This is a genomic window from Actinomadura sp. ATCC 39365 (genome assembly GCF_054392275.1).
On the sequence record NZ_CP184335.1, the window covers coordinates 10,013,578 to 10,039,380 of the forward strand.

At 73.5% G+C, this 25,803-nt stretch carries 23 protein-coding genes; 11 read left to right on the forward strand and 12 right to left on the reverse strand.

Translation table 11 applies throughout. The features are described 5' to 3' along the window. Positions 1–37 precede the first annotated feature (37 nt). Complete coding sequence (locus tag ACNF49_RS47885) at positions 38–766, forward strand: dienelactone hydrolase family protein (protein ID WP_357984038.1); 729 nt, start codon at positions 38–40, stop codon at positions 764–766. Here ACNF49_RS47885 and ACNF49_RS47890 read toward each other — a convergent pair. The 3 genes from ACNF49_RS47890 to ACNF49_RS47900 are packed head-to-tail and all read right to left on the reverse strand — an operon-like array spanning position 758 to position 5,400. Continuing rightward, positions 758–1,498, reverse strand: a complete 741-nt coding sequence (locus ACNF49_RS47890) for an ABC transporter ATP-binding protein (protein WP_357984041.1) — start codon at positions 1,496–1,498, stop codon at positions 758–760. The two genes, ACNF49_RS47885 and ACNF49_RS47890, sit on opposite strands and share 9 nt — an antisense overlap. Continuing rightward, positions 1,499–4,171, reverse strand: a complete 2,673-nt coding sequence (locus tag ACNF49_RS47895) for an ABC transporter permease subunit (RefSeq protein WP_482941869.1) — start codon at positions 4,169–4,171, stop codon at positions 1,499–1,501. It lies immediately after the preceding gene. After that, complete coding sequence (locus tag ACNF49_RS47900) at positions 4,168–5,400, reverse strand: ABC transporter substrate-binding protein (RefSeq protein ID WP_482941870.1); 1,233 nt, start codon at positions 5,398–5,400, stop codon at positions 4,168–4,170. Before ACNF49_RS47900 ends, ACNF49_RS47895 begins: the two co-directional genes overlap by 4 nt. Before the next feature lie 129 nt (positions 5,401–5,529). Here ACNF49_RS47900 and ACNF49_RS47905 point away from each other — a divergent pair, with 129 nt between their 5' ends. Genes ACNF49_RS47905 through ACNF49_RS47920 form a run of 4 tightly spaced genes read left to right on the forward strand, consistent with a single transcriptional unit; the run spans position 5,530 to position 8,152 of the window. Further along, complete coding sequence (locus ACNF49_RS47905) at positions 5,530–6,618, forward strand: alcohol dehydrogenase catalytic domain-containing protein (protein WP_482941871.1); 1,089 nt, start codon at positions 5,530–5,532, stop codon at positions 6,616–6,618. A 41-nt stretch (positions 6,619–6,659) separates the two neighbouring features. Continuing rightward, a complete protein-coding gene (locus tag ACNF49_RS47910) occupies positions 6,660–7,151 on the forward strand; it encodes a cupin domain-containing protein (protein ID WP_357984052.1) in 492 nt (163 codons plus the stop codon). Then, positions 7,151–7,816, forward strand: coding sequence for an ArsR/SmtB family transcription factor (locus ACNF49_RS47915; RefSeq protein ID WP_482941872.1), 666 nt, complete (start codon positions 7,151–7,153; stop codon positions 7,814–7,816). The genes ACNF49_RS47910 and ACNF49_RS47915 overlap by 1 nt, the downstream gene beginning before the upstream one ends. A gap of 24 nt (positions 7,817–7,840) precedes the next feature. Then, positions 7,841–8,152: a hypothetical protein gene (locus ACNF49_RS47920; RefSeq protein WP_352319407.1), complete on the forward strand. Its 312-nt coding sequence runs from the start codon at positions 7,841–7,843 to the stop codon at positions 8,150–8,152. 16 nt (positions 8,153–8,168) lie between these two features. Here the strand turns inward: ACNF49_RS47920 and ACNF49_RS47925 are convergent, their stop codons facing one another. Continuing rightward, positions 8,169–10,400 carry an MMPL family transporter gene (locus ACNF49_RS47925; RefSeq protein WP_498703577.1) on the reverse strand — a complete coding sequence of 744 codons (2,232 nt, stop codon included), beginning with the start codon at positions 10,398–10,400 and terminating at the stop codon, positions 8,169–8,171. A 97-nt stretch (positions 10,401–10,497) separates the two neighbouring features. Here ACNF49_RS47925 and ACNF49_RS47930 point away from each other — a divergent pair, with 97 nt between their 5' ends. Then, entirely contained in the window at positions 10,498–11,019 is a 522-nt protein-coding gene (locus ACNF49_RS47930; protein WP_358000453.1) for a TetR/AcrR family transcriptional regulator, read from the forward strand. 72 nt (positions 11,020–11,091) lie between these two features. Here the strand turns inward: ACNF49_RS47930 and ACNF49_RS47935 are convergent, their stop codons facing one another. From ACNF49_RS47935 to ACNF49_RS47945, 3 genes are all read right to left on the reverse strand, one after another. After that, positions 11,092–13,110, reverse strand: coding sequence for a serine/threonine-protein kinase (locus ACNF49_RS47935; protein WP_482941874.1), 2,019 nt, complete (start codon positions 13,108–13,110; stop codon positions 11,092–11,094). Positions 13,111–13,218: 108 nt separating this feature from the next. Continuing rightward, positions 13,219–14,718 carry a serine/threonine-protein kinase gene (locus tag ACNF49_RS47940; protein ID WP_482941875.1) on the reverse strand — a complete coding sequence of 500 codons (1,500 nt, stop codon included), beginning with the start codon at positions 14,716–14,718 and terminating at the stop codon, positions 13,219–13,221. 21 nt (positions 14,719–14,739) lie between these two features. After that, positions 14,740–15,549 carry a TIGR03619 family F420-dependent LLM class oxidoreductase gene (locus ACNF49_RS47945; protein ID WP_482941876.1) on the reverse strand — a complete coding sequence of 270 codons (810 nt, stop codon included), beginning with the start codon at positions 15,547–15,549 and terminating at the stop codon, positions 14,740–14,742. An 86-nt stretch (positions 15,550–15,635) separates the two neighbouring features. Between ACNF49_RS47945 and ACNF49_RS47950 the strand changes: the two genes are divergently transcribed. Beyond that, positions 15,636–16,883, forward strand: a complete 1,248-nt coding sequence (locus ACNF49_RS47950) for an LLM class flavin-dependent oxidoreductase (RefSeq protein WP_357984073.1) — start codon at positions 15,636–15,638, stop codon at positions 16,881–16,883. Further along, positions 16,880–17,749 carry a TIGR03619 family F420-dependent LLM class oxidoreductase gene (locus ACNF49_RS47955; protein WP_482941877.1) on the forward strand — a complete coding sequence of 290 codons (870 nt, stop codon included), beginning with the start codon at positions 16,880–16,882 and terminating at the stop codon, positions 17,747–17,749. The genes ACNF49_RS47950 and ACNF49_RS47955 overlap by 4 nt, the downstream gene beginning before the upstream one ends. Before the next feature lie 73 nt (positions 17,750–17,822). Here the strand turns inward: ACNF49_RS47955 and ACNF49_RS47960 are convergent, their stop codons facing one another. Further along, entirely contained in the window at positions 17,823–18,278 is a 456-nt protein-coding gene (locus tag ACNF49_RS47960; RefSeq protein ID WP_482941878.1) for a MarR family winged helix-turn-helix transcriptional regulator, read from the reverse strand. Between the two features lie 62 nt (positions 18,279–18,340). Between ACNF49_RS47960 and ACNF49_RS47965 the strand changes: the two genes are divergently transcribed. The 3 genes from ACNF49_RS47965 to ACNF49_RS47975 are packed head-to-tail and all read left to right on the forward strand — an operon-like array spanning position 18,341 to position 20,755. Then, positions 18,341–19,519, forward strand: coding sequence for an FAD-dependent oxidoreductase (locus tag ACNF49_RS47965; protein ID WP_482941879.1), 1,179 nt, complete (start codon positions 18,341–18,343; stop codon positions 19,517–19,519). A 49-nt stretch (positions 19,520–19,568) separates the two neighbouring features. Further along, complete coding sequence (locus tag ACNF49_RS47970; RefSeq protein WP_482941880.1) at positions 19,569–20,381, forward strand: HipA family kinase; 813 nt, start codon at positions 19,569–19,571, stop codon at positions 20,379–20,381. After that, entirely contained in the window at positions 20,378–20,755 is a 378-nt protein-coding gene (locus ACNF49_RS47975; protein WP_357984087.1) for a DUF3037 domain-containing protein, read from the forward strand. Before ACNF49_RS47970 ends, ACNF49_RS47975 begins: the two co-directional genes overlap by 4 nt. A gap of 10 nt (positions 20,756–20,765) precedes the next feature. On the opposite strand, the gene ACNF49_RS47980 is transcribed toward ACNF49_RS47975, so the two are convergent. The 4 genes from ACNF49_RS47980 to dxr form a co-directional block, all read right to left on the reverse strand. After that, entirely contained in the window at positions 20,766–21,608 is an 843-nt protein-coding gene (locus tag ACNF49_RS47980; RefSeq protein WP_482945686.1) for a GNAT family N-acetyltransferase, read from the reverse strand. A 36-nt stretch (positions 21,609–21,644) separates the two neighbouring features. After that, entirely contained in the window at positions 21,645–23,225 is a 1,581-nt protein-coding gene (locus ACNF49_RS47985) for an alpha/beta hydrolase (RefSeq protein WP_482941881.1), read from the reverse strand. Between the two features lie 129 nt (positions 23,226–23,354). Further along, a complete protein-coding gene (gene ispG, locus ACNF49_RS47990; RefSeq protein WP_357984093.1) occupies positions 23,355–24,524 on the reverse strand; it encodes a flavodoxin-dependent (E)-4-hydroxy-3-methylbut-2-enyl-diphosphate synthase in 1,170 nt (389 codons plus the stop codon). 40 nt (positions 24,525–24,564) lie between these two features. Then, a complete protein-coding gene (gene dxr / locus ACNF49_RS47995; protein WP_482941882.1) occupies positions 24,565–25,755 on the reverse strand; it encodes a 1-deoxy-D-xylulose-5-phosphate reductoisomerase in 1,191 nt (396 codons plus the stop codon). Positions 25,756–25,803 lie beyond the last annotated feature (48 nt).

The window sequence follows — 25,803 nt, forward strand, 5'->3', positions numbered from 1 at the left end:
GTGGATGAGGGGCGATCACCTTGGGCATGCTGGGCACATGTGTCATTCCACCGACAGCCGGCCGCCCGCCCCGCCGATCCGGGGCGAGGTGGCAGCGCACGAGCAGATCACCCTGACCTCCGCCGACGGCACCCGTTTCATGGCCTACCGGGCCGACCCGGCCGAGCCGAACGGCCGCGGCGTGGTGATCATGCCGGACGTGCGCGGCCTGCACCCGTTCTACCGCGACCTCGCGGTGCGCTTCGCCGAGGCCGGGTTCCGCACGATCGCGATCGACTACTTCGGCCGCACCGCCGGGACCGACGACCGGGGCGACGACTTCGACTACATGCCCCACGTCGACCGGCTCGAGCTCGACCAGGTGCAGGCCGACGCGGCGGCGGCGACCGCCGAGCTGGCCGCCGGCGGCCCGGTGTTCACGGTCGGCTTCTGCATGGGCGGCGCCCTGTCGTGGCGTCAGGGCGCGGAGGGCAACGGCCTGGCCGGGAGCATCGGCTTCTACGGCGCGCTGCGCTTCATCGACGAGCCGAAGACCGGCCCCGGCGCGCCGCTGCTGCTGCTCAGGGGCGGCGCCGACAAGGTGTCGAGCCCGGAGGAGTTCGACGCCTACACCGCGGCACTGGACCGGGTGGGCACCGCGCACGAGACCCACGTCTACGAGGGCGCACCCCACTCCTTCTTCGACCGCTCGTTCAAGGAGTGGGAGGACATCTGCCAGGACGCCTGGCGCCGCATCCTGTCCTTCACCGAACGGCACTCAGCCTAGGTACGCGGCCCGCACCACCGGATCGTCCCTGACCCGCGCCGGCGTCCCGGCGGCGATGACCCTGCCCAGGTCCAGGACGACGATCCGGTCGCAGATCTCCATGACGAAGCCCATGTCGTGCTCGACCAGCAGCACGGTGGTGTCCAGGGCCCTGACGACCTCGCCGAGCCGGGCGGTCTGGGCGGCGTCCAGGCCGGAGGTGGGCTCGTCCAGCAGCAGGAGCCGCGGACGGTCCGCCAGCGCGCGGGCCAGCTCGACCATCCGGCGCTGCCCGACCGGCAGCGCGGCGGCGTACGCGTCGCGCAGCGGGGTGAGCCCGCACAGGTCGAGCACCTCGGCCACACGCGCGCCGCGCTCGCGCTCGATCCGCCGCCGTCCCGGCCACCCGGCCAGGTCGGCGGCCAACCCGCCGCCACCGCCGTGCCAGTCGAGCGCGGCCAGCACGTTCTGGGCCACGGTGAGCCGGCCGAACACCTGCGTGCGCTGGAACGTCCTGCGCACGCCGGCCCTGGCCCGCCGGAGCGCGGACACCCCGGTCAGGTCGCGTCCGTCCAGCTCGACCCGGCCCGCGACCGGCCTGCGCAGCCCGGACACCACGTCGAACAGCGTGGTCTTGCCCGCGCCGTTCGGCCCGATCACGCCGCAGACCTGGCCGGTCCCGGCCTCGAACGACACGCCGTCGAGTGCCCTGACGCCGCCGAAGGCCACGGACACGTCCTGCACCGCGAGCATTCACCTCACCCCCAGGTAGGCGGCGGTCAGCCGGTCGCCGTCCACCTCCGAGCGGGGGCCCGTCCAGGTGACGGCGCCCAGCCGCATGAACGCGACCCGGTCGGCGACGGCCAGCGCCTCGGTCGCCTTCTCCTCGACCAGCAGCAGCGCCACGCCCCGGTCGCGCAGCTCGGCGAAGACGTCGAACACCTGGCGCACCACGAGCGGGGCCAGGCCGAGCGACGGCTCGTCGGCGATCAGCACCCGCGGCGGGCGCACCAGGGCCGGGGCCAGCGTGAGGAGCTGCTGCTCGCCGCCCGACAGCGCGCCGGCGGCCACCGTACGGCGGGCCGCGAGCTGCGGCAGGCGCCGGTAGACCGGCCCCGGATCGTCCAGCCAGGTGCGCAGGTTCTCCTCCACGGTGAGCCCGGGGAAGACGCCCCGCCCTTCGGGGGCCAGCAGGACGCCGGCGCGCGCCCGCCGGTGCGCCGGCCAGGCGGTGACGTCCACGCCGTCGAGCAGGATCCGGCCGCCGGTCACCGGCAGGTCCCCGGCGGCGACGGCGCACGTGGTCGACTTGCCCGCGCCGTTCGCGCCGAGCAGCGCCACCACCTCGCCGGGCCGCACCTCCAGCCGCACCCCGCGCAGCACGGTGCAGTCGGCGTAGCCCGCCACGACGTCCTCCAGCACGAACAGCGGCCCGCCGGGCCCGCCGCCGGTCGCGGCCCGGCGGGGCACGACGCCGGCGACCACCTCGGCCGCAGCCGCGGAAGGCGTGGCGGGAGAAGCGCCGGGGAGGCGGCGGGCACGGTGGCGGGCACGGCGGCGGGCACGGGCCTCGGCCAGCTGGGTGAGCACGCCGTCCGGATGCCGGGCCAGGATCATGCCGCCCGCGCCGAACAGGATCGACCCCACGTGCGCGGACACGTCCCAGGTCGCCAGCAGTTCGGGCACGGCCACCGCGACCAGCCCGCCGAGCACCGCCCCGCCGATCCTGCGCACGCCCTGCAGCACCACCACGGCCAGCCAGACGAACCCGGCGAACGCCGGCAGGTCGGTGGCCGTGACCGACCCCTTGGAGATCGCGAACAGCACCCCGCCGAGCCCGGCGATGCCCGACGCCAGCACGAACAGCACGATCTTGGCGCGCGGCGCGGACAGCCCGGAGGTGACGGCCGCCGCGGGCGCCGACCGTACGGCGAGGACGGCCCGCCCCGACGCCGACCGCTCCAGGTTGCGCACCAGCAGCGCCACCAGCCCGATCAGCGCCAGCAGCACGGCCACCCGCACCCGCGGGTCGGAGGTGTCGGCGAAGCCGAGCCCGAGCGCCGGCAGCGCCCATCCGATGGTCCCGTTGCTGAAGGCGTCCACCTGGAACAGCACCTGGTCGGCCAGCAGCGCCAGGGCCAGCGTGGCCAGCGTCAGCACCCGCCCGCCCAGCCGCAGCGCGGGCAGCGCCACCAGCAGCCCGACGGCCCCCGCGGCGGCCACCCCCAGCAGGATCGCCACGACGAACGGCAGCCCGGAGGCGAACGCCCACCCGCAGGTCAGCGCTGCCATGGCGGCGAAGGCGGCCTGCGCCAGGTTCACCATGCCGCCGATCCCGGTCACCACCACGAACGAGCAGAAGATCAGCGCCAGCACCAGCCCCTGGGCCGCGACGCCCACGTAGTACTCCGGCCCGAGCAGGGCGAAGGCCGCCAGCGCGGCCAGGCCCGCCGCCCACGGCAGCCGCCTGCGCCAGGCCGGCACCCCGGCCAGGTGGTCGGGCGGCGGGACGTCCTCGGCGGCGCTGCCCGCCACCCGCTCCCGCGACCGGTTCAGCAGCAGCAGCCCGGCGAACAGCAGGATCACCGGCACGGCCGTGCGCAGCCCGGTGACCTCCTCCAGGAAGTCGGTGTACCCGGCGACCAGGTTCTGCACGACGCCGAGCGCGAGCCCGGCCGCGAACGTCCAGGGGATCGAGCGCAGCCGCCCGAACACCGCCGCCGTCGCCGAGGCGAACAGCAGCACCGTGTACGCCGTCGCGTCCAGCCCGAGCACCGGCGCCGCCAGCACCCCGGCCAGCCCGGCGAGCCCCGAGCCGAGCATCCAGGCCAGCGCCGAGGTGGCGTCCGCGTCGATGCCCCGGAGCGTGGCCAGGCGGCGGCGGTCCACGGAGGCGCGCATGCGCAGCCCGTACGGCGTGTGCCGCAGGAACGCCCACAACCCCGCCGCCGCGACGGCCGAGAAGGCGAAGGTGATGAGCTGGTCGGTGTCCAGCCGCACCCCGAGCGGGTCGAACGTCAGGGCCGGATGGGGGCCGACGCCGCGCGGCAGCGAGGTGGCGTCCGTGGCGGGCAGCCCGGCCAGCTCCACGGCCAGCAGGCCGAGCGCGGGCAGCGCGATCGTGAGCCCGATGGTGGCGACGATCTGCGCGGTCTCCCCCGCCTGGGCGAGCCCGCGGAACATGGCCCGGTGCAGCAGGTAGCCGAGCGCGGGCGCGAACAGCCCGGCCGCCACCACCGCCGACAGCCAGGCGGGCAGCCCGGCGGCGGCGGTGAGCTCGTAGAACACCAGGGCGGCCAGGAAGCCGACGGCGCCGTGGGCGAAGTTGAACACCCCGGTCGCCGCGTACGACAGGGTCAGGCCGGAGCCCATGATCGCGAAGACGGCCCCGGTGACCAGGCCGCTGAGCACGTACTGGAGGATCATTTCAGCGGCACGTTGTCGAAGCAGGCCATCCTCCTGGCCACCTGGAAGGCCCCGCCCTCCAGCCTGACCAGGGCGCCGCAGCCGTTGGGCTCGCTGTGGTCCCTCGGGTAGCGGATGCGGCCGAACCCGGGGTTCTCGTAGAGGTAGTCGCCGTTGGCGGTGGCCAGGAACTTCTCCCTGGTCAGGTCCTTGCCGGTGCGCTTGAGGACGTCGAGGAAGATGTCGGCGGCCCAGTAGCCGATCGCCAGGTGCTGGGTGAGCGCGGTGCCGGGGGCGACCTGCTCGACGTCCTTCTTGAGCTGGGCGATCTCGGGCGCCGGTGACTCGAACGGCTCGAACATGGGCGCGGCGATCACGCCTTCGAGCGCCTGCGCGCCGGCCGGGTCCTTGAGGATGGCCAGGTCGTAGCTGGTGGCGTCGGTGAGCACGCCCTTGTACCCGGCCCGTTTGAGCGCCGCGTAGAGCCCGACGTTGAACTTGGTGCCGGCGATCACCGAGACGACGACGTCGGGCGCCTTGCCGCCGTCCGACGTCATGATCTTGTTGACGTACGGGAGCCAGTCGGGGGGCGGGGCGGCGGCCGGCAGGCCGGAGTTCACGCCGGCCAGCTCGAACCCGGCCGCGGTGAACGACTGGGAGATGGTCGTGCCGCCGTACTTGCTGCCGCTGGAGTCGCTGGTCTGCACGTAGACGCTCTTGCCGGCGGCGCCGCCGAGCAGGTCGGCCATCTGCCTGCCCCACCACGTCTGGGAGCCGGCGCCCTGCTTGGGGGCCAGGCAGCCGTTGTAGCCGAACCCGGTCCTGGTGCCGCACCACTGCGGCCCGGTGGCCCAGCCGAACCAGGGGACGCCCTGCTGTTCGAGGAAGGCCGCGCCGCCGAAGTTCGGGGCGTGCACCGGGACCAGGGCGAACACCTGGTCCTTCTGGACGAGCTTCTTGGCCGCCGCGTCGCCCTTGGCCGCGTCCTGGGCGTCGTCCTCGGCGCCGATGAAGTCGATCTTCCGGCCGTGCACGCCGCCCTCGGCGTTGGCGCGGGCGAACCTGGCCTTCGCCCCGATCTCGGCGTCCCTGGTCGAGTAGCCGCTCGCGCTGGTCTTGGTCAGCACGCCGCCGATCTTGATGGTGGTGTCCGTCACTCCCGCGCCCGACTGGGCCGCACCCGTCTGCTGGGCCGCGCAGCCGGCGACGAGCAGCGTGAGGGTGAGCGCCGCCGCGCCCCGCCGTACCATGTTGTTCTCCTCGCGACTCGGCCTAGCGCTCGCTTGGTTTCGCTGAGCGTAGATTTGCCGGGAAGGGGTGTCAACGGCTGACCGAGCAACCGCTTGCTCGCAGGCGGCGCGCCGGGCTAGCGTGGGCGCATGCTGATGCGCGCGGCCGTGCTGACCGGGTTCCACGCCCCGATGGAGATCCGCGACGTCGAGATCGACGACCCCGGCCCCGGCGAGGTGCGCGTCCGGATCATGGCCTCGGGCGTGTGCGGCTCCGACCTCAAGGCCATCGACGGCAAGAGCCCGGTGGTGAGCGCGCCGCCGTTCATCCTGGGGCACGAGAGCGCGGGCGTGGTGGAGAGCGTCGGCGCGGGCGTCACCTCCGTCAAGCCGGACGACCACGTCATCATCGCCATGAGCGGCCCCTGCGGGCGCTGCCGCCAGTGCGGCGCCGGCCGCTTCCACCTGTGCTCGGGCCCGCAGCGGCTGCCGACCATCATGGGCGGCCCGCCCAGGGTCACCCTCGACGGCCTGCAGACCCGCCGCTTCATCGGCATCGGCTCGTTCGCCGAGTACGCGGTGGTCACCGAGGCCATGTGCGTCAGGATCGCCAAGGACGCGCCCTTCGCCGCCATGTGCCTGCTGGCCTGCGGCGTGATCACCGGCGTGGGCGCCGTCCTGAACGTGGCCGAGGTGCCGCCGGGCGCCTCGGTCCTGGTGGTCGGCTGCGGCGGCGTGGGGCTCAACGTCATCCAGGGCGCGGTGCTCGCCGGCGCCACCACGATCATCGCCGCGGACGTGGCCGAGGCGAAGCTCAAGCTGGCCGAGCGCTTCGGGGCCACCCACCTGCTCACCGCCGGCGACCTGCCGCGCCAGGTGAGCGCGCTGGTACGCGGCGGCGTCGACTACGCCTTCGACGCGACCGGCGTCCCCGGCGTGCTGGCGGAGGCCTTCGCCGCCACCCAGCCGGGCGGGACCACGGTCATGGTCGGCAGCCCGCCCCAGGGCCACCCCATGGCGCTGGACACCGGCCTGCTGTTCTCCTCCCGCCGCCTCATGGGCACCCAGGGCGGCGACGCCGCGCCGCACCGCGACCTGCCCATGCTGGCCGCCCAGTACCTCGGCGGCCGGCTCGACCTCGACGGCCTGATCACCGAACGCCTCCCCCTCGACCAGATCAACGAGGCCGTCGCCCACGTCCGCCAGGGGACGGTCGCCCGCACGGTCATCACGTTCTGAGGCGCTATTCTAATTTTCTTTGGAATAGTGGAGGTTGTCCCATGTCGTACCCCGAGCAGCGCTACCTGGCCGAGACCGGCGAGATCAGCGCCACCCTGCGCCCGGCGGCCAACGGCCCCGACCTGTCGATGGCGACCGGCACCCGCGTCCACTACCTGGGCACGGGCGGCTCGACGAACGGCGCCTACGGCCTGTACCGCTGGGAGATGGGCCCGCGCCCCGGCGGCGCGTCCCCGCACTTCCACCGCACCATCACCGAGTCGTTCTACGTGCTGACCGGCACCGTCCAGCTCTACGACGGCGACAAGTGGGCCGACGGCCGCCCCGGCGACTTCCTGCACGTGCCCGAGGGCGGCGTGCACGCCTTCCGCAACGCCTCGGGCGAGCCGGCCTCGATGCTGGTGCTCTTCACGCCGGGCGCGCCGCGCGAGGCGTACTTCGAGGAGCTGGCCGAGATCACCCACACCGGCCGCGAGCTCACCCCCGAGGAGTGGACCGAGCTCTGGCTCCGCCACGACCAGTACGCGGTCTGATGACGGGTTTCCCCGAAGAGCCCATCTACCGGCACCTGGCCCGCGTCGGCAAGGCGCTGGCCAACCCGGTGCGGCTGCGCCTGCTCGACGTGCTCGACCAGGGCGAGCGCACGGTCGATGAGCTGGCGCGGGCGGCGGGCGTGCCGCTCAAGAACACCTCGGCCCAGCTCCAGCACCTGCACGCGGCCCATCTGGTGACCAGCCGCAGGGACGGCACGCGGATCCGCTACCGGCTGGCCGACGAGCAGGTCTCGCGTTTCCTGGGCGACCTCCAGCATTTCGCCCACGACCGGCTGTCCGGCCTGCGCGAGGCGGTACGGGAGCACCTGGGCGACCTGTCCGGCGTCACGGCCGACGAGCTGGCCGCCAGGCTGGCCGATCCCGGCACGGTGGTCGTCGACGTCCGTCCGGCCGCCGCCTACGCCAAGGGGCACGTGCCGGGCGCGATCTCGGTGCCCCTGGACGACCTGGCGGGCCGCCTGGCGGAGCTGCCGGCGGACGCCCGGGTCGTGGCCTACTGCGGCGGGCCGTACTGCGTGCTCTCCCCGCAGGCCGTACGCCTGCTGCGCGAGCACGGTCTCGACGCCCGCCCGCTGGACGGCGGCCTGATCGGCTGGCGGCGTGCCGGGCACGAGGTCGCACGGGAGCGTACTGTGAGCGGATAATCGCCCACAGTGATGGAGGTCCGCATGCTCGCCAGAGGAGCCGTCGCGGCCGGCCTGCTCGCGGTCGTGACCGTGGGCGGCGCCGGCCCCGCGCAGGCCCGCTACCGTTACGACTTCCGCAGCCGCGAGGTGGTCATCTGGAGCGAGCCGAAGGGCGGCGCGGCCCAGCTCGGCGTGGGCCGTCCCGGCGACGGCTTCGACTCCGACAGGTCGGAGGAGCACGAGCTGTTCCGCTGCGACGACGCGTTCGACAGCACCCTGTGGCACCACGGCACCGACGCGGCCACCGGCGTCGTCGGGTGGGTGCCGGCCTGCCACCTCGACGACCCCGACTGACCGGCCGCCGGCGGGGTCAGCGCCCGGCGCCCACCGGCTCCTGCGCGCGCTCGCGGCGCGGCTCCGGCTCGTCGTCCTCGTGCCCCTCGACCGACAGGTTCGGCAGCAGCCGGTCCAGCCAGCGCGGGCACCACCAGTTCGCCCGGCCGAGCAGCACCATCGTGGCCGGCACGAGGAAGCCGCGGATGACGGTCGCGTCCACCGCGATGGCCACGGCCAGCCCGACGCCGAAGGTCTTGACCATCGCGTCCGGGTAGGCGATGAACGCCACGAACACCGCCACCATGATCAGGGCGGCCGAGGTGATGACCCGGCCGGTCGAGCCGAGGCCCTCGGCCACCGCCCGGCTGTTGTCGCCGTGCCGGGCGTGGGCCTGGCGCACCGCCGTCAGCAGGAACACCTCGTAGTCCATCGACAGGCCGAACAGCACCGCGAACAGCATCAGCGGCACGTAGCTCTCGATCGGCACGGAGAAGAACAGCGTCTGGAGGTAGGAGGAGTCCATCGGGGCGTCCATGCCGACCAGGCCGCTGCCGAGGCCGATCGAGAACACCAGCGCGAGCGCGCCGAACGCGGCGCCCAGCGACACCAGGTTCATCACGGCGGCCTTGACCGCGACGACGGGCGCCCGGAAGGCGAACAGCAGCAGCAGCGCGCTGAGCAGCACGACCACGCCGATGACCAGCGGGGTGCGCTCGTTCATGCGGTCCCCGGCGTCGGTCAGCCCGGCCACCTTGCCGCCGACGTGCACCTGGACGTCCGGGATCGAGATGGCCCTGACCTCCCTGACCACCTCGGCGGCCTTAGGGTCGCTCGGGGCGTAGTCGCTGATCGCCTGGAGCAGGACCGAGCGGCCGGAGTCGTTCACCTTCGGGTCGGACACGTGGGCGACCCCGTCGACGCGGGCGACCTCGTCGGCGATCCGCTTCACGGTGGCGTCCCCGGCGCCGGAGACCTTCTCCGGCAGCTCGGCGACCACGATCAGCGGGCCGTTGCTGCCGGGCCCGAAGGCCGTGGCCATCAGCTCGTACGCGCGCCGCCCGGTCGAGTCCTTGGCCGCGTACCCCTCGTCCAGCGGCCCCAGCTTCAGCGCGAGCGCGGGCGCGGCCAGCGCGCCGAGCACGAGGACGCTGCCGATCAGCACCCGCCACGGCCGGCGCGCCACCCACGCCCCGAGCCCGGCCCAGCCGGCGCCACCGCCGCGGGTGGACGACCGCCCGCGCACCAGCGGCACCTTGAGCGCGTTGACGCGGTGGCCGAGCAGCCCGAGCAGGGCGGGCACGAGGGTGACCGAGGTCAGCACGGCGAAGACGACGGAGATGCCGGTCACCCAGCCGAGCGTGCTCAGCAGCGGGAACCCGGCCAGCATCAGCGCGCTCAACGCGATGATCACCGTGCCGCCGGCGAACACGACGGCCCCGCCCGAGCTGGCCACCGTCCGGCGTACGGACTCCACGACCGGCACGCCGTCGGCCAGCAGCTTGCGGTGGCGCGACAGCAGGAACAGCGCGTAGTCGATGCCGACGCCGAGCCCGATCATCGTGGACATGATCCCGGCCTGCTTGGGCATGTCCACGACGTAGCCGAGCAGGCCGATCACGCCGAGCCCGGTCGCCACGCTGACCAGCGCGGCGAAGATCGGCACCATCGCGGCGACCAGCGTCCCGAACGCGAAGACCAGCACGAGCAGCGCGCAGACCACGCCGATGATCTCGCTCGGCCCGGTCTTGATCTCCTTGCTCGCCGGGTTGGAGTCGGCGGCGGCCACCACTTCCAGGCCGGCGTCCCTGGCCGGGGCCGCGGCGTCGGACAGCGCCTGCGTGTCCTCGCCCACCTTGTCGGGGTCGTTGCCCTGCATCTTGACGGTGATCACACCGATCTGCAGGTTCGAGGCGATGCCGCCCATCCGGTAGGGCGTGTCCACCTGGACGACGTGCGGCATCGTGCGCATCGCGGCGACCGAGCGCTCGACGGCCTGCTTGCGCGGTCCGTCGGTGAGCTTCCCGTCCGCGGTGTAGAGGAGGAGCTGCACGGTTCCGCCGGTGGCGTAGCCGGGGCCGAAGCCCTCCTTCATCAGGTCGTGCGCGCGCTGCGCGTCGGTGCCCGGGATGGAGGCGTCGTTGCTGACCGGGCTGCCGAGCGCGAGGCTCGCGCCCATCAGCCCCGCGGCCAGGGCCACCCATAATGCCAGCACGATCCGCCCGTGCCGCGCGCACCAGCCACCCAGCCGACCAAGAAACCGCGTCATCGTCTCGCCTCTGCCCGACGGCCGTCCTGTACGGTCGTACAGGACTACGATAAAACGGAGGACATCGGAAATTCCGGATCCCGTGGGAAATGAGACGATGACCACACCCGACGACACCCGCTCCCGGATCCTGGCGGCCGCGCGCGAGCTGTTCGCCGAGCGCGGCTACGCGGGCACCTCGCTGGCCGACATCGCCGCCGCGGTCGGGCTGACCAAGACCGCCGTCGCCTACCACTTCCATCCCAAGGACCGGCTGGCCTCCGAACTGCTCTCGCCCGCCGCGGCCGAGATGATCACGCTGCTCGACACCGACCACCCCGACCGCAAGGCGTTCGTCGAGGCCCTGGCCGTCTTCGCGGTGCGGCACCGCGCGGTGATCCGCCTGTTCATGGAGGACCTGGCGGCCGACGACAGCCAGCCGCCCGGCTCCGAGCGCGCGGTCGTCGGCACGTTCAGGGACGAGATCTTCGCCAAGCTCGCCGGCGAGAACCCGGGCCCCGAGGCCAGGGTCAGGTGCTGGGCGCTGCTCGGGGCCCTGCAGTGGGGCGTGGTCAAGACCATGGACCTGCCCGAGGACCAGGTCACGGCGGTCATGCTGGAGTCCGCGCTGGCCTTCTGACGGGACCGCGAACGCCGGCCTGCTGCTCGTCCTGGAGACCCCGTCCCACCGCTTCCGTGCGCGGTGGGGCGGCTACAGACCGGTCGAGGGGTCGGTGGCGGGGCCGGTCGGGGTCTGCGTGGGCTCCTCGGGGCCGGGGCCGCCGGACTGGCCGGTGACGCCGACCGTGATCACCACCACGTCGCCGGGCGCGGCGCAGGTGCCCGGGTTCAGGCTCTGGGTCAGGACGGTGTCCGCCTTGGCGTCGTCGTCCACGACCTGGGCGCGGGACCGTACCGTGAAGCCGGCCGCGACCAGGTCGGCCCGGCCGTCGGCGCGGGACCGCCCCACCACGGACGGCACCTCGACGCCCTGGCGGGCCACCGTGAGCGCCACCGTGCCGCCGCCCGGCAGCCGCGCGCCGGCCTCCGGCCGCGTCGCGAGGACCTGGCCGTCCGGCTGGTCGGAGCAGGCCCGGGTGACCGTCCCCGCCGCGAGCCCGGCGGCGGTGAGCGCCGCCTCGGCCGCCTTGCGCCGCCGCCCGACGACGGACGGCACCGGCACCCCCGCCGACACCTCCAGCGCGACCGTGCCGCCCCGGTCCACCACCGTGCCGGCCGCCGGACGGCTGTCCAGCACCCGGCCGATCTCCCGCGGCGAGTCGGTCCTGGTGACCGCGCCGACGGTCAGGCCGGCCTGCTTGAGCGCCTTGACCGCGTCGGCCCGGTCCAGGCCCGTCAGCGGCGGGACCACGACCGTGGTCACCGGCCGCCCGACCGTCGGCCCGCCGATGGGCCCACCGGTGGGCTCGACGGCGGGCGCGACGGTGGACACGCGCTCCCGCTCCGCCGGCTTCCCGCCCGGCCGCGAGGAGGCACGCGCCGACCCCGCCGGGCTCGGCGGCGCCGACGGCAGCACGGACGCCTGGCCGGAGCGGTGGCCGTCGAGCGCGGGCACGATCACGGTGAGCACCACCGCGGTCACCAGCAGCGCCGCGCACACCGCCACGACCGCCTGCACCCACCCGGCCCCGCGCCCCCGGTGGTCCTGCGCGCCCGCCCCGGCCCGCGTCCTCAGCCCGTCCGGCGGGCCCATCTCGTCCGGCGCTCTCGGGCCTCGCGGGGTCGCCGCGACCGGCGCCGTCGGGCCCGGCGGGGTCGTCGGGCCGGTGGACGTGAGCGGTTCCGGGCCGGCGCCCGTCCGCGAGCGCAGATGGTAGGCGCCGGCCACGCCGGTGACCTCGGGCTCGGCCAGCGGCACGGGCGGACGCTGCCCGGGGACCAGCGGCACGTTGCCGTACCCCCGGTCCGGCGAGTCCGGCTCGCCGAGCAGCGCGAGCAGCAGCTCCCTGCTGGCGGGCCGGTTCCTGACGTCCTTGTCCAGGCAGGCGGCGACCAGCACCCGCAGCCGCCCGTCCAGCCGGCCCAGCTCGGGCGGCGCGGTCAGGATGCGGTGCAGCACCGGCGCCACCGAGTCCTGCCCGAACGGCGCGCTCGCGTTGGCCGCGAAGCACATCGTCGCGCCCCAGGAGAAGACGTCGGCCGCCCCGGTCACGGCCGAGGCGGTGATCTGCTCAGGAGCCATGTACGCCGGCGTGCCCACGCCCCTGTTCGTCACCGTGGCCGCCGCGTCCAGCGCCCTGGCCAGGCCGAAGTCGATCACCCGCGGCCCGTCGGGCCCGAGCAGCACGTTCTGCGGCTTGAAGTCCCGGTGCACGATGCCCGCCCGGTGGATCGCGGCCAGCGCGGTCGCGGTGCCGACCGCCAGCCGCTCCAGCGCGCCGCCGTGCCGCGGGCCGGTCAGCGAGACCTCCCGGTGCAGCGAGGGCCCGTCGACGTACTCGCTCACGATGTACGGCCGGCCCTCGTCGAACCCGGCGTCGATCACCTGGGCCGTGCAGAACCTCGCCACATGCTTGGCCAGCTCCACCTCCCGCAGGAACGCCCCCTGCTCGTCCCCCACGGGCCCGTGCAGCAGCTTGACCGCGTACCTCTCGCCGCTCCGCGAACCGAGGAACACCGCGCCCTGTCCGCCTTCGCCCAGTCGCCCGGCGAGCTCGTACTCGCCGAGTCTGTGCGGGTCCCCCGTTCTCAGCGGCTGCGCCGTCGGCACGGGGCGCCTCCCCTCGCCGCCACCCCTTCTTGCTCTCCACTGAAGGCAACGGGCGGCGTACAGTCAACAGTGTGCACGGCAATCGCCGCCTGACCGTGACACAGCCGGTCAGGAGGCCCGGGAGAGCCGGCCCGAGTACACGACGGCGCCGGTGTCGGACCGGGTCACCTTGACCAGGAACCGGTTGGGGTCGTCCGAGGGGACGATGCGGACCGTCCCGGCGTGGCACGACTCACCCTTGACCTGGCCGAGGTCGAACACGACGGCGCTCCTGGTGGGGGCGAGCCGGCCGGAACAGTGCAGGTCGGCGCCCCAGCGCATGGTGGATCCGCCGTCGGCGCGCAGGCGCAGCTCGACCGGGAAGACCCGGCCGGCCGTGGGGTGCTCGGCCGACCCCGTCCAGGTGCCGTCCAGGGTGGGGCCCTGGGACGCGCGCAACCAGAACACGAAACCGGCAACCCCCATCACCACCGCGGCCACCGCCACAACCACCCGCCAGATCCTGCGCCCCGAGACGGCGGGCGTCCCCTTGGGTGGAGTGGCGGACGCTCCCCCGGCCGCGACGGCGGGCGTCCCTTCAAGAGGCGAGGTGGACGCTTCCCCGGGCGCGACGGCGGGCGTCCCTTCCGGGGTGGGCCAGGGGGCGCGGGTTCCCTCGGGAGAGGGCCAAGGCACTGTGGCGGGCGTCCCTTCCGGAGAGGGCCGGGGCGCTGTGGTGGGGGTGGTCGTGGGGGTGGTACGCGGGAAGGGGGGCGGTGGGGTGGGGACGGCGGCTCGGGCGCCGGAGGGGAGGACGTCGCCCGTTCCGCCGTCCTGGCCGAGCAGCGCGCGCAGCGTCTCCTCGGCGTCCGGCCGGTCACGCGGGTCGTGGGCCAGGCACGCCTCCACGATCTCCCGCAGCCGCCCCGACAACCCGCGCAGGTCCGGCTTGCCGTACAGGATCCGGGCCAGGACCTCCTGGTACGTGTCCGCCATGTACGCGTGCCGACCCCCGGCCGTGTACGCCACGGTCAGCCCCCACGCCCACATGTCCGCGGGCGGCCCCGCCGGCTCCCCGCTGATGCGCTCGGGCGACAGGTAGGCCGGCGTGCCGATGGGCGACCTGGTCGTGGTGGCGGCGGCGTCCATCAGCCGGGACACCCCGAAGTCGATCACCCGCGGCCCGTCGAGGCTGAGCAGCACGTTGCCCGGCTTCAGGTCGCGGTGGACGACCCCCGCCCGGTGGATCGCCCCCAGGGCGGTGGCGGTGCCGATGGCCAGCCGGTCGAGCGAGCCGCCGCGCCGGGGCCCACCGGCCACCACGTGCTCGCCCAGCGAGGGCCCTTCGACGTATTCGCTGACCAGGTAGGGCCGGTCGCCGTCGAGGTCGGCGTCGAGGAGCTGGGCGGTGCAGAAGGCCGCGACCCGGCGCACCGCCTCGACCTCGCCGAGGAACCTGCGCCGTACGTCGGCGTCCTTGGACACGCTCGCGTGCAGCAGCTTGATCGCGACCTGCGCCCCGGCCGCCGAGTGGCCGAGGAAGACGACGCCCTGGCCGCCCTGCCCGAGCCTGCGCGACAGCCGGTACTCCCCCAGCCGGCGGGGATCATCAGCACGGAGCTCGGACATAGGGCGTCATTATGGCACCGCCTACAGCAGCGCGGCGTAGCCGTCGAGGGCGCGCAGCACGACGTCCGCCGGGCCGCTCGGCAGGGTGGCCACGGCCTCCTCGATGCCGAGCCCGGCGAAGTAGTCCAGCTTCTCCCTGGTGGGCAGCGTCCCGAACGGGATCACCCTGGCCATCGGCCGCCCTGCCTTCTCGCACGCCTCGCGCAGCGCGGGCAGCGCGTTCTTGATGCCCTTGCCGCCGATGGGCATCCAGCCGTCGCCGTACTCGGCGATGTGGGCGAACAGCTTCGGCCCGGCGGCCCCGCCGAGGTAGACGGGCAGGTCGTGCGCGGGCTTGGGCCACGACCAGGACGGTTCGAGCCCTTCGACGGCGGCCACCTCTTCCCGCCAGAAGGCCCGCATGGCCAGCACGTTGCGCCGGGCGACCTCGCGCCGCCGCGCGTACGGCACGCCGTGGTTCTCGATCTCCTCGACGTTCCAGCCGAACCCGACGCCGACCACCACGCGCCCGCCCGACAGGTGGTCGAGCGTGGCCAGGGCCTTGGCGGTCACGATGGGGTCGCGCTGGGCGGCGAGCAGGATGCCGGTGCCGACGCGCAGCCGCCGGGTCGCGGCGGCGGCGAAGGAGAGCGCGACCAGCGGGTCCAGGGTGCGCTTGTACTCCTCGGGCAGCTCGTCCCGGCCGCCGGCGGGCGGCGTGCGGCGGCTGACCGGGATGTGGGTGTGCTCGGGCAGGTAGAGCGAGTCGAACCCGCGCTCCTCGGCCGCGGCCGCGAGGTCCTGGACCGGCATGGCCAGATCCGTGGCGAACATCGTGACACCCAGCCTCATACGGCCTCCTCATGTCAACCAAGCGATTGCTCGGCTAAGATTTCCAGGGTAGCTTGCAAGGCGACGTCCGCGGAAAGAGGTTCCCGGTGAAGTTCTCTATCTTCCTGAACCCGCAGATTCCAGGCTCTGGATACGCGGCCGAGGAGAACGCCAAGGCACGGCGTCCCATCGGACGCGACACCGAGTCGTATCAGCGGCTGCTGCACGAGGTGCGGGAGATAGCCGTCCACGCCGACCAGATCGGGTTCGACGCGCTGATGATGACCGAGCACCACTTCCACTCCGAGGGGATGGAGTTCTCGGTCAATCCGCTGATGTTCCTCACCGACCTCGCCGCGCGGACCGAGCGCATCCTGCTCGCGCCGCTCGGCATGGTGCTGCCCGCCTGGGACCCGATCAGGGCCGCCGAGGACGTGGCGCTGCTCGACCAGTTCAGCAAGGGCCGCCTGCGGCTCGGCGTGGCCCGCGGCTACCAGAACCGCTGGATGAACGTCCTGGGCCAGCGCTGGCAGGCCGCCGCCGCCCGCTCCGACGGCTCGGCCTCGGACACGCGGAACTTCGACGTCTTCGGCGAGGTGCTGAAGATCATGAAGATGGCCTGGACGCAGGAGACCCTCCGCTACAAGTCCGACGTGCTGGACTACGAGGTGCCGTACCCCTACGACGGTATCGAGGGCTGGCCCGCGATGGAATGGACCAAGACATTCGGGGCGCCCGGCGAGGTCTCCGACGACGACAAGATCCAGGCCATCTCGGTCTGCCCCCGGCCGTACCAGAACCCGCACCCGGAGTTGTGGCAGCCGTTCACGATCTCCGACCGGTCGGTGATCAGGGCCGCGCAGGAGGACATCCTGCCGTGGATGTTCACCCCCAACCCCGACGACCACGCCGCCAAGGCCAAGCTCTACCAGGAGGAGTCGGCCCGCCAGGGCCGCCACTACAAGCTGGGCGAGCACACCGGCATCCTGAAGATCGTCGGCATCGCGGACACCACCGAGGAGGCGATCAACACCTTCGGCCGCAGCATCCCCAAGGACTTCGCCGCCTTCTTCGGCCCGTTCGGCTACCTGGAGGTGCTGCGCAAGAAGGAGGACGAGAAGCACAAGCCGATCTCCCCCGAGAAGGGCGACGCCAAGCGCATGAACGACGTGGAGATGGCGCTGTTCGGCACCCCGGACGACGTCAAGCGCGGCATCCAGCGCATGCTCGACCGCATGCCGGACCTGGAGTGGTTCGGCCTGTACATGCAGGGGCAGCAGGGCGTGCTCCCGCTGGACACGGTCAAGCGGAACCTGGAGATGTTCGCCACCAAGGTCGCGCCGGAGTTCCGATGAAGATGTGGCTGGGGGCGTCGTTCGTCCCGACCGACCAGTTCGTGGAGCTCGCGCGGGCGGCCGAGCGCTGCGGGTTCGACACCTTCACGCTGTCGGACCACCTGTTCTACGCCGACTTCGCCTCGCGGTACCCGTACTCGCGGTCGGGCGCGCCCCGGTGGAGCGCCGAGACGCACTGGCCCGACGTGTGGGTGACGATCGGCGCGATGGCCACGGCGACCACGACGCTGCGCTTCTCGCCGAACGTCTACATCGCCCCGGCCCGCGACCTGTTCACCGTGGCCAAGCTGGTCTCCACGGCGGCGGTGCTGTCGCGGGAACGGGTGTCGTTCGGGGTCGGGGTGGGGTGGTGCGAGGAGGAGTTCGCCGGCACCGGCCAGGACTTCCGCACCCGGGGCCGCCGCCTCGACCGGATGCTGCCCACGCTGCGCGCCCTGTGGTCCGGCGAGACCGTCGAGCTGGACGGCCTGCCGCCGCTGTCGATCTCCCCCACGCCGGCCGGGCCCGTGCCCGTCTACGTGGGCGGCGACAGCGAGGCGGCGCTGCGCCGGGCCGCCCGCTTCGGCGACGGCTGGCTGGGCAACCGCATCTACACCGAGGAGCAGCTCGACCCGGTGCTCGACACCCTCCGCCGGCACCTCGACGAGAACGGTAGGACGAGCCCGTTCGACATCGTCGCCCCGCTGGCCGTGCTGCCGGACGCCGAGACCTACCGCCGCTTCGCCGCCAAGGGCGTGACCGCCACCATGGCCGCCCCCTGGTGGCTGGCCACCCCCGAGGAGAAGGCCCGGTACGGCGAGGACAGCCTCGACCTCAAGATCGCCACCATGGAACGCTTCGCCGAGGAGGTCATCGCCAAGCTCTGACCCGAAGGCCCGGAACCCCGGAACCCCGGAACCCTCGACGATCGTGGCCGGGAACGCGGCACGCGCGTCCCGGTCACGATCCCCCTTCCGCCAGGTTGGCCATGATCCGCCGCAGCATGCCCGTGACCTGCTCGATCTCCTCCCCGGAGAAACCCGAGAAGACCTGGCGGCTGACCCCGCCGAAGATCGGCGGCAGGCGCGGCACCAGCGCGTGCCCCTCGTCCGTCAGCTCGATGACGACCGAGCGCCGGTCCTCGGGCCGCCGGACCCGCCGCAGCAGCCCCTTGGCCTCCAGCCGGTCCAGCAGCCGGGTCATCCCCGCCGTGTCCGTGCCGAGCCGGCCCTTCAGCACGCCGGGCGTGCTGCGGCCGCCCGCCGCGTGCAGCAGCAGCGCCGCCTGCTGCGCGGTGAGCCCGAGCGGGGCCAGGCGGCGCTCGGTCTCGGTGTTGAGCTCCCGCCCCACCTGCACGAGCAGCGACCCGCCGCCCAGCACCAGCTCGAACGGCGGCGGCACGCGATCGTCGGTCACGCCACCAGAATAGCTGCCGCAAGCATTTACTGTCGCGACAGCTATCGTCTATCGTCGCATCCATGGACACTTCTCCCCACGTCATCGTCGCGGGAGGCGGCATCGGCGGCTTATCCCTGGCCCAGGGCCTGCGCAAAGCCGGTTTCCGGGCCACAGTGCTGGAGCGCGACCCCTCGGCCGGCCACCGCCCCCAGGGTTACCGCATCAGCCTCAAGGAGACCGGCGCCGCGGCGCTGCGCGCGTGCCTGCCCCCCGGCCTGTACGACCTGGCCGTGGCCACCTCCATCCGCCCGGCCACCCGCATGACCTTCCTGGACACCCGGCTGGTCCCCAAGTTCTCCAAGGACGTCCCGCCCCAGCTCCCCGGCCTGGACGGCTTCGGCGTCAACCGGCTCACCCTGCGCGAGATCCTGCTGTCCGGCCTCGACGTCCGCTTCGGCACCGAGTTCACCCGGTACGAGCCGCTGCCCGGCGCCCGCGTCCGCGCCCACCTCGCCGACGGCTCCGCCCTGGACGGCGACCTGCTCGCCGGCGCGGACGGCGTCGGCTCCCGCGTCCGCGCCCAGCTCCTCCCCGACGCCGTCGTGGACCGGCTCGACTGGGCCCTGTACGGCAGGACCGTCCTGACCCCCGACCTGCTGGCCGCCACGCCTCCCGACCTGGTCGACACCTTCAACCGGGTCACCGCGCCGGACCACACCGCGATCTCGGTCGCCACCTGCCGCCCCTGCGCGCCGGTGGCCGAGGCCGCCGCCCGGCACGCCCCCGGCCTGCGGCTGACCGACGTCCCCGGCTACTTCTCCTGGACGCTGACCGCCCCCGGCCCCCGGCCGGACGACACCTCCCCCACCGCCCTGCACCGGCTCGCGCTCGCCACGGTCGCCGGCTGGCACGAAGGCGTGCGCCGGATCGTCGAGCGGGCCGACACCGAGGCGACGTTCCTGGTGCACACCCACTCGGCCCGGCGCGTGCGCCCCTGGGACGAGCCCGCGGTGACCCTGCTCGGCGACGCCGTGCACAGCATGAGCCCCGGACGCGGCGAAGGCGCGAACGTCGCGCTGTGCGACGCCCACACCCTGAGCGCGGGTCTGGCCGCGGCCGTCGCCGAGGGCCGCCCGCTCGCCGAGGCGAAGGCGGCCTACGAGCACGCCATGCTCGACTACGCGTTCACCGCCGTCGAGGCCTCGTTGCAGCAGCCGTTCGCCCCCTTCGCCCGTCCTGTCCGGCCACCGGCGCGTTGAACCGGCCCGGAGTTACGGGTGGGGGCCAGGGGGACGATAGCCTCGTCCCGTGCTGGAAAAGATCGCAGCCACCCGATATGTGACCCCGCTGCGGGAGGGCGGGTCGCTGCCGGGCGTCGTCGAGGCCGACGACCTCGGCACGTACGTGGTGAAGTTCCGCGAGGCGGGGCAGGGCCGGCGGGTGCTCGTCGCGGAGATCATCGCCGCCGAGCTGGGCCGCCGCCTGGGGCTGCGCACTCCCGAGCTCAAGCTCATCGACCTCGACCGGCAGCTCGGCGTCCGCGAGCCCGACGAGGAGGTCCAGGACCTGCTCAAGGCCAGCACCGGCCTCAACCTGGCGGTCGACTTCCTGCCCGGCGCGCTCGGGTTCGACCCGCTGGGCTGGATCCCCGACCCGGCGTTCGCCTCCCGGGTCGTCTGGTTCGACGGGCTGATCCACAACATCGACCGGAGCTGGCGCAACCCCAACCTCCTGGTCTGGCACCGCGACACCTGGCTCATCGACCACGGCGCGGCCCTGTGGTTCCACCACAACTGGCGTACGGCCGACCCGCAGCGCGCCTTCGACACCGGCGACCACGTGCTCGCGCCGTTCGCGGCCGACGTGCTCGCCGCCGGCGACCACCTGGCCGGCCGGATCACCCGCGAGCTGCTCGGCGAGGTGACGGCCCTGGTGCCCGACGAATGGCTCGACGGCGAGCCGGGCTTCGACTCCGCCCAGGCCGTACGGGAGGCCTACATCGACCATCTGCTGAGCCGGGCGCACGGGCCGCGCGAGTGGCTGCTGCGCGACCCCGACAAGGAACGCAGGGCGCCTGGGCCCGGCTCGGTCGGCGAGTTCTGGCGGGGAGGCAGCCGGTGACCAGAGACGTCTACGAGTACGCGGTGATCCGCGTCATGCCGAAGGTCGAGCGCGGCGAGCTGATCAACGCCGGTGTGCTGCTCTACTGCCAGCCGCGCGACTACCTGTGCGCGCGCGTGCACCTCGACCCGGCCCGCCTGCGAGCCCTCGACCCCGGCGCCGACCTCGACGGCGTGCGCCACGCGCTCAGCGCCTACGAGCGGGCCTGCGGCGACCGGCCGGGCCCTCTCGCGGGCGAGCCGCTGGGCGGCCGGTTCCGCTGGCTGACCGCGCCGCGCAGCACGATCGTCCAGACCGGGCCGGTGCACGCCGGCCTGACCGCCGACCCCGCCATCGAGCTGGCCCGGCTGTTCGACAAGCTGGTGCGCCTCTAGCCGCGCGCCCTCAGAACAACACCGACATGAAGGTGTCCACCTCGCGGAACCCCACCTTGCGGTAGACGGCCCGCGCCGAGTGGTTGAAGTCGTTGACGTAGAGCGACACGACGGGGGCGAAGCAGCTCATCGCCGCCTCCACGACCGCCGCCATGCCCGCCACCGCGTGGCCCTTGCCGCGCTGGTCGGGGGCCACCCACACGCCCTGGATCTGGCAGGCGTACGGCGTGACCGCGCCCACCTCCGCCTTGAACACCACCCGGCCGTCGTCGATGCGCGCGTAGGAGCGGCCGATGCGGATCAGCTCGGCGACCCGGGTGCGGTAGAGCGCGCCGCCGTCGCCGAGGTTGGGCGAGACGCCCACCTCCTCGGTGAACATCGCCACGCACGCCGGCAGCACGATGTCGAACTCCTCGGGCCGCACCCGGCGCACCAGCGGATCGGCGGGCACGGGAGCCTTGCTGGAGGTCGCCATCACCGGCTGGGCCCACCGGATGGCCCGCGCCCTGCCCCAGTGCGGCTCCAGCCGCTCCCACAGCAGGGACACCGCCTCGACGGGGCCCACGATGGACGAGCACCTGCGCCCCTGCTTGCGGGCACGGTCGGCGAACGCGTGCACGGCCTCGGGGCCGGCGTTGACCGGCACCATGTTCGCGCCGGCGTAACAGAGCGACACGAGCCCGCCGCGCGGCCCGAACCCCCACATCTGCCCCCCGAGGCGTGCCGGATTGAGTCCGACGGCCCGCACCCGGGAGGAGACGAAGACGTTGGCGACCGGATCGCAGTCAAGCAGGGCGAGAACCTCGTCCCGGTCGCTGTCGTCGAGCACGCGCGACGCCGATGTACGCAGCATCACATGGTCAGACTACGCGAACGTCCCCCGAATAGCTCACCGGGACAGCACGTCGGTGAGCCGATCGTGACCCTGCACGCCTCCCGCGGCCATATGAGCGGCCGGGGCCGGGTCCGGCAGGGCCGCGCAGGACGCCGTCCGGGCCGGCAGCGTGCCGTCGGCCAGGTACGCCGCGAGGTGGCCGTCCACGCACCGGTTGCCGGCCAGCGAGACGCCGTGGTTGCCGCCCTCGTCGATCACCAGGCCGCTGCGCGGGAAACGCCGGTGCATGGCCAGCGCGCCCCGGTACGGCGTGGCGGCGTCGTCGCGCGACTGCAGGAACAACACCGGCGGCAGCTTCGGCGCGGCGCGCACCTCGACCGGCGTGCCGCCCTTGACCGGCCAGAACGCGCACGGCGCGTTGAACCAGGCGTTCGGCCAGGTCAGGAACGGCGCCCTGTGGTGGAGCCGGGTCATGTCGGTGCGCCACTTGGCCCAGTCGCGCGGCCACGCGGCGTCGCGGCACTGCACGCCGAGGTAGACGGCGTAGCCGTTCTCGTCCTCGGCGTCGTTCTTGCCGCGCCGGTTGTACGCCTCCACCAGCGGCTGCACGTCGCCCTTGCGCACGTAGGCGGACCAGGCGCGGGCGAACTCCGGCCACACCCGGTCGGTGTACCCGCCGAGGGTGAAGGTGTCGTCCAGCTCGCTCGGCCCCACCACGCCGCCGGCCGGACGGGTGCGCAGCCGGTCGCGCATCGCGTAGTAGGCGAACGAGGTCTGCTTCAGCGTGCCGCCCAGCCGGTAGACGTCGTTGTGCCGGGCCGTCCAGGCGAGGAAGGCGCGGTGGCGGCGTTCGAAGGCGACGTCCTGGCCCAGGTTCGACCGGTACCAGACGCCCTCGGGGTTGACCGTGCTGTCCATGACCAGCCGCCTGACCCGCTGCGGGAACAGGGTCGCGTAGACGGCCCCGAGGTAGGTGCCGTACGAGTAGCCCAGGTAACTGATCTTCTCCTCGCCCAGCGCCGCCCTGATCGTGTCCATGTCCCTGGCCGAGTTCTCGGTCGTCAGGTACGGCAACACCCAGGCCCAGAGGTCGCCGCAGCGGGTGGCGTACTCGCTGGCCCTGGCCAGGAGCTTGCTCTCGTCGCCGGCCGTGTGCGGCACCGCGTCGGGCCGCGGCGCCCGGTAGTAGGTGTCGGGGTCCACGCAGTGGAGCGACGGCTCGCTGCCGCCGACCCCGCGCGGGTCGAACCCGACGACGTCGTAGCGCTCGCCGAGCCTGTTCGGCAGCCCGTTCGAGACGAACTCGGTCAGGTCACGGCCCGAGGCTCCCGGGCCGCCCGGGTTGATCAGCAGGGTGCCGAGATGGTTGCCGTCCCTGGACACCTTGGCCTTGATGCGGTTGATCGCCAGCTTGATCGACTGGCCCCAAGGGTCGCGGTAGTCGAGCGGCACGCGTACGGTGGCGCACTCCAGGTCGGCCCGGACCGTCTTGCCCTCCTTCGCCGGGCACGCCCCCCAGACCACCTGCTGCGCCCCCCGAGCCGCGCCTCTGCCGGCCGACGCCACACCGTCCGCGCTGACAACCCCGGCGACCAGCACCGCGATGCCGACGGCAACACTGAATACGCGCTTCACCCAGCCCCTCCCCCTCGTCATGGCCCTGTGATGCTCCCGCGGGCGACGGGGTCATGACGCTGGGTATGGAGAAAGGCTTGCCAGTTTGTAATGAGGCCATTGCACCGGGTCACCGGCCCCCGGAGGCACTCAGCCCACGGTCACCTGAGGGCCGGAGACGGCGTCGTCGTCGAGGTCGACCTCCACGCCCATCTCCTCGGCCAGCCGCAGGGCCTCCTCGATCAGGGTCTCGACGATCTGCGACTCGGGCACGGTCTTGATGACCTCGCCCTTGACGAAGATCTGCCCCTTGCCGTTGCCGGAGGCGACGCCGAGGTCGGCCTCGCGCGCCTCGCCGGGGCCGTTGACCACGCAGCCCATGACGGCCACCCGCAGCGGGACCTTGAGCCCCTCCAGGCCAGCCTGGACCTGCTCGGCCAGCGTGTAGACGTCGACCTGGGCCCGGCCGCACGACGGGCAGGAGACGATCTCCAGCCCCCGCTCGCGCAGCCCCAGCGACTCCAGGATCTGGGCGCCGACCTTGACCTCCTCGACGGGGGGCGCGGACAGCGAGACGCGGATGGTGTCGCCGATGCCCTCGGCCAGCAGCGCGCCGAACGCCACGGCGGACTTGACCGTGCCCTGGAAGGCGGGGCCGGCCTCGGTGACGCCGAGGTGGAGCGGGTAGTCGCACTTGGCGGCGAGCAGCCGGTAGGCGTTGATCATGACGACCGGGTCGTTGTGCTTGACCGAGATCTTGATGTCCCTGAAGCCGTGCTCCTCGAACAGCGAGCACTCCCACAGGGCGGACTCGACCAGCGCCTCGGGCGTGGCCTTGCCGTACTTCTGGAGCAGGCGGGGGTCGAGCGAACCGGCGTTGACGCCGATCCTGATCGGCACGCCGTGGTCGGCGGCCGCCCTGGCGATCTCGCCCACCTTGTCGTCGAACTTCTTGATGTTCCCCGGGTTGACGCGGACCGCCGCGCAGCCCGCCTCGATGGCCGCGAACACGTACTTCGGCTGGAAGTGGATGTCGGCGATGACCGGGATCTGGGACTTCCTCGCGATGATCGGCAGCGCGTCCGCGTCGTCCTGCGACGGGACGGCCACGCGCACGATCTGGCAGCCGGACGCCGTCAGCTCGGCGATCTGCTGCAACGTGGCGTTGACGTCGGCGGTGACCGTCGTCGTCATCGACTGGACGGAGACGGGCGCGTCGCCGCCCACGGGAACGCTGCCGACCATGATCTGGCGGGAGTGCCGGCGTTCGGCGAGCGGCTTGGGGCGGACCGTCGGGATGCCAAGTGCTACAGAAGACATTTCTACCCTTAGGTGTGACGACGCTACCCAGTCTAGGTAGCTAGAAGGACTGCCCGGCTGTGAGTTCGGCCGCACGCGCCCGGGCCCAGGCGTCGGCGGCCAGCACCTCCTCCACGCTGGAGGCCGGGGTGACGCGGTGTTCCTCGACGACCTTGGCGACCGTGTCGACGATCGCGGGGAAAGGCAGCCCGCCCCTGGTGAACGCCTCGACGCAGACCTCGTTGGCGGCGTTGTAGACGGCGGGCGCGGTGCCGCCCTCGGCGCCGACGTGCCTGGCCAGCGCGACGGCCGGGAAGGCCGCGTCGTCGAGCGGCTCGAAGGTCCAGGTGTGGGCCCTGGTCCAGTCGACGGGCCGGGCGGCGCCGGGCACGCGGGCCGGGTGGGCCAGCGCGAGCGCGATCGGCAGGCGCATGTCGGGCGGGCTGGCCTGGGCGATGGTGGAGCCGTCGACGTACTCGACCATGGAGTGGATCACCGACTGCGGGTGGACCACGACCTCGATGCGGTCGAAGCCGATGTCGAACAGCAGATGGGCCTCGATGACCTCCAGCCCCTTGTTGACCAGGGTGGCGGAGTTGATGGTGATGACCGGGCCCATGGACCAGGTGGGGTGGGCCAGCGCCATCTCGGGGGTGACGTCGGCCATCTCCTCGCGCTTCATGCCCCTGAACGGGCCGCCGCTGGCGGTGATGACGAGCTGCTTGACGGCGGCGGGGTCGTGGCCGCCCGGGCCGGACGCCCACAGGCACTGCTGCACCGCCGAGTGCTCGGAGTCGACCGGGAGGATCTGCCCCGGCGCGGCCAGCCGCTTGACCAGCGGCCCGCCGATGATCAGGGACTCCTTGTTGGCCAGCGCGAGCGTGCGGCCGGCCTCCAGCGCGACCAGCGTGGACGTCAGGCCCAGCGCGCCGGTGATGCCGTTGAGCACGGTGTCGCACCGCCAGGCCGCGACCTCGGCGACGCCCTCGTGGCCGCCCAGCACGACGGGGGACGCCCCGCGCGCGGCCAGCGCCTCCTTCAGCGCCGGGACGGCGGCGGCGTCGGCCACCGCCACGACCTCGACGCCGAACGCGGCCGCCTGCGCGGCCAGCTCCTCGACCCTGCCGCCCCCGGCCGCCAGCCCGGCGACCTTGAACCCGGCGGGGTCGGCGGCGATGACATCGAGGGCCTGGGTGCCGACCGAGCCCGTGGAGCCGAGCACGACGACGGAGCGGAGGGTCTCTGCATGCACCTGTCCATTGTCCCCGCTGCCGGACGCGGACGCGCACGTGAGGGGCCG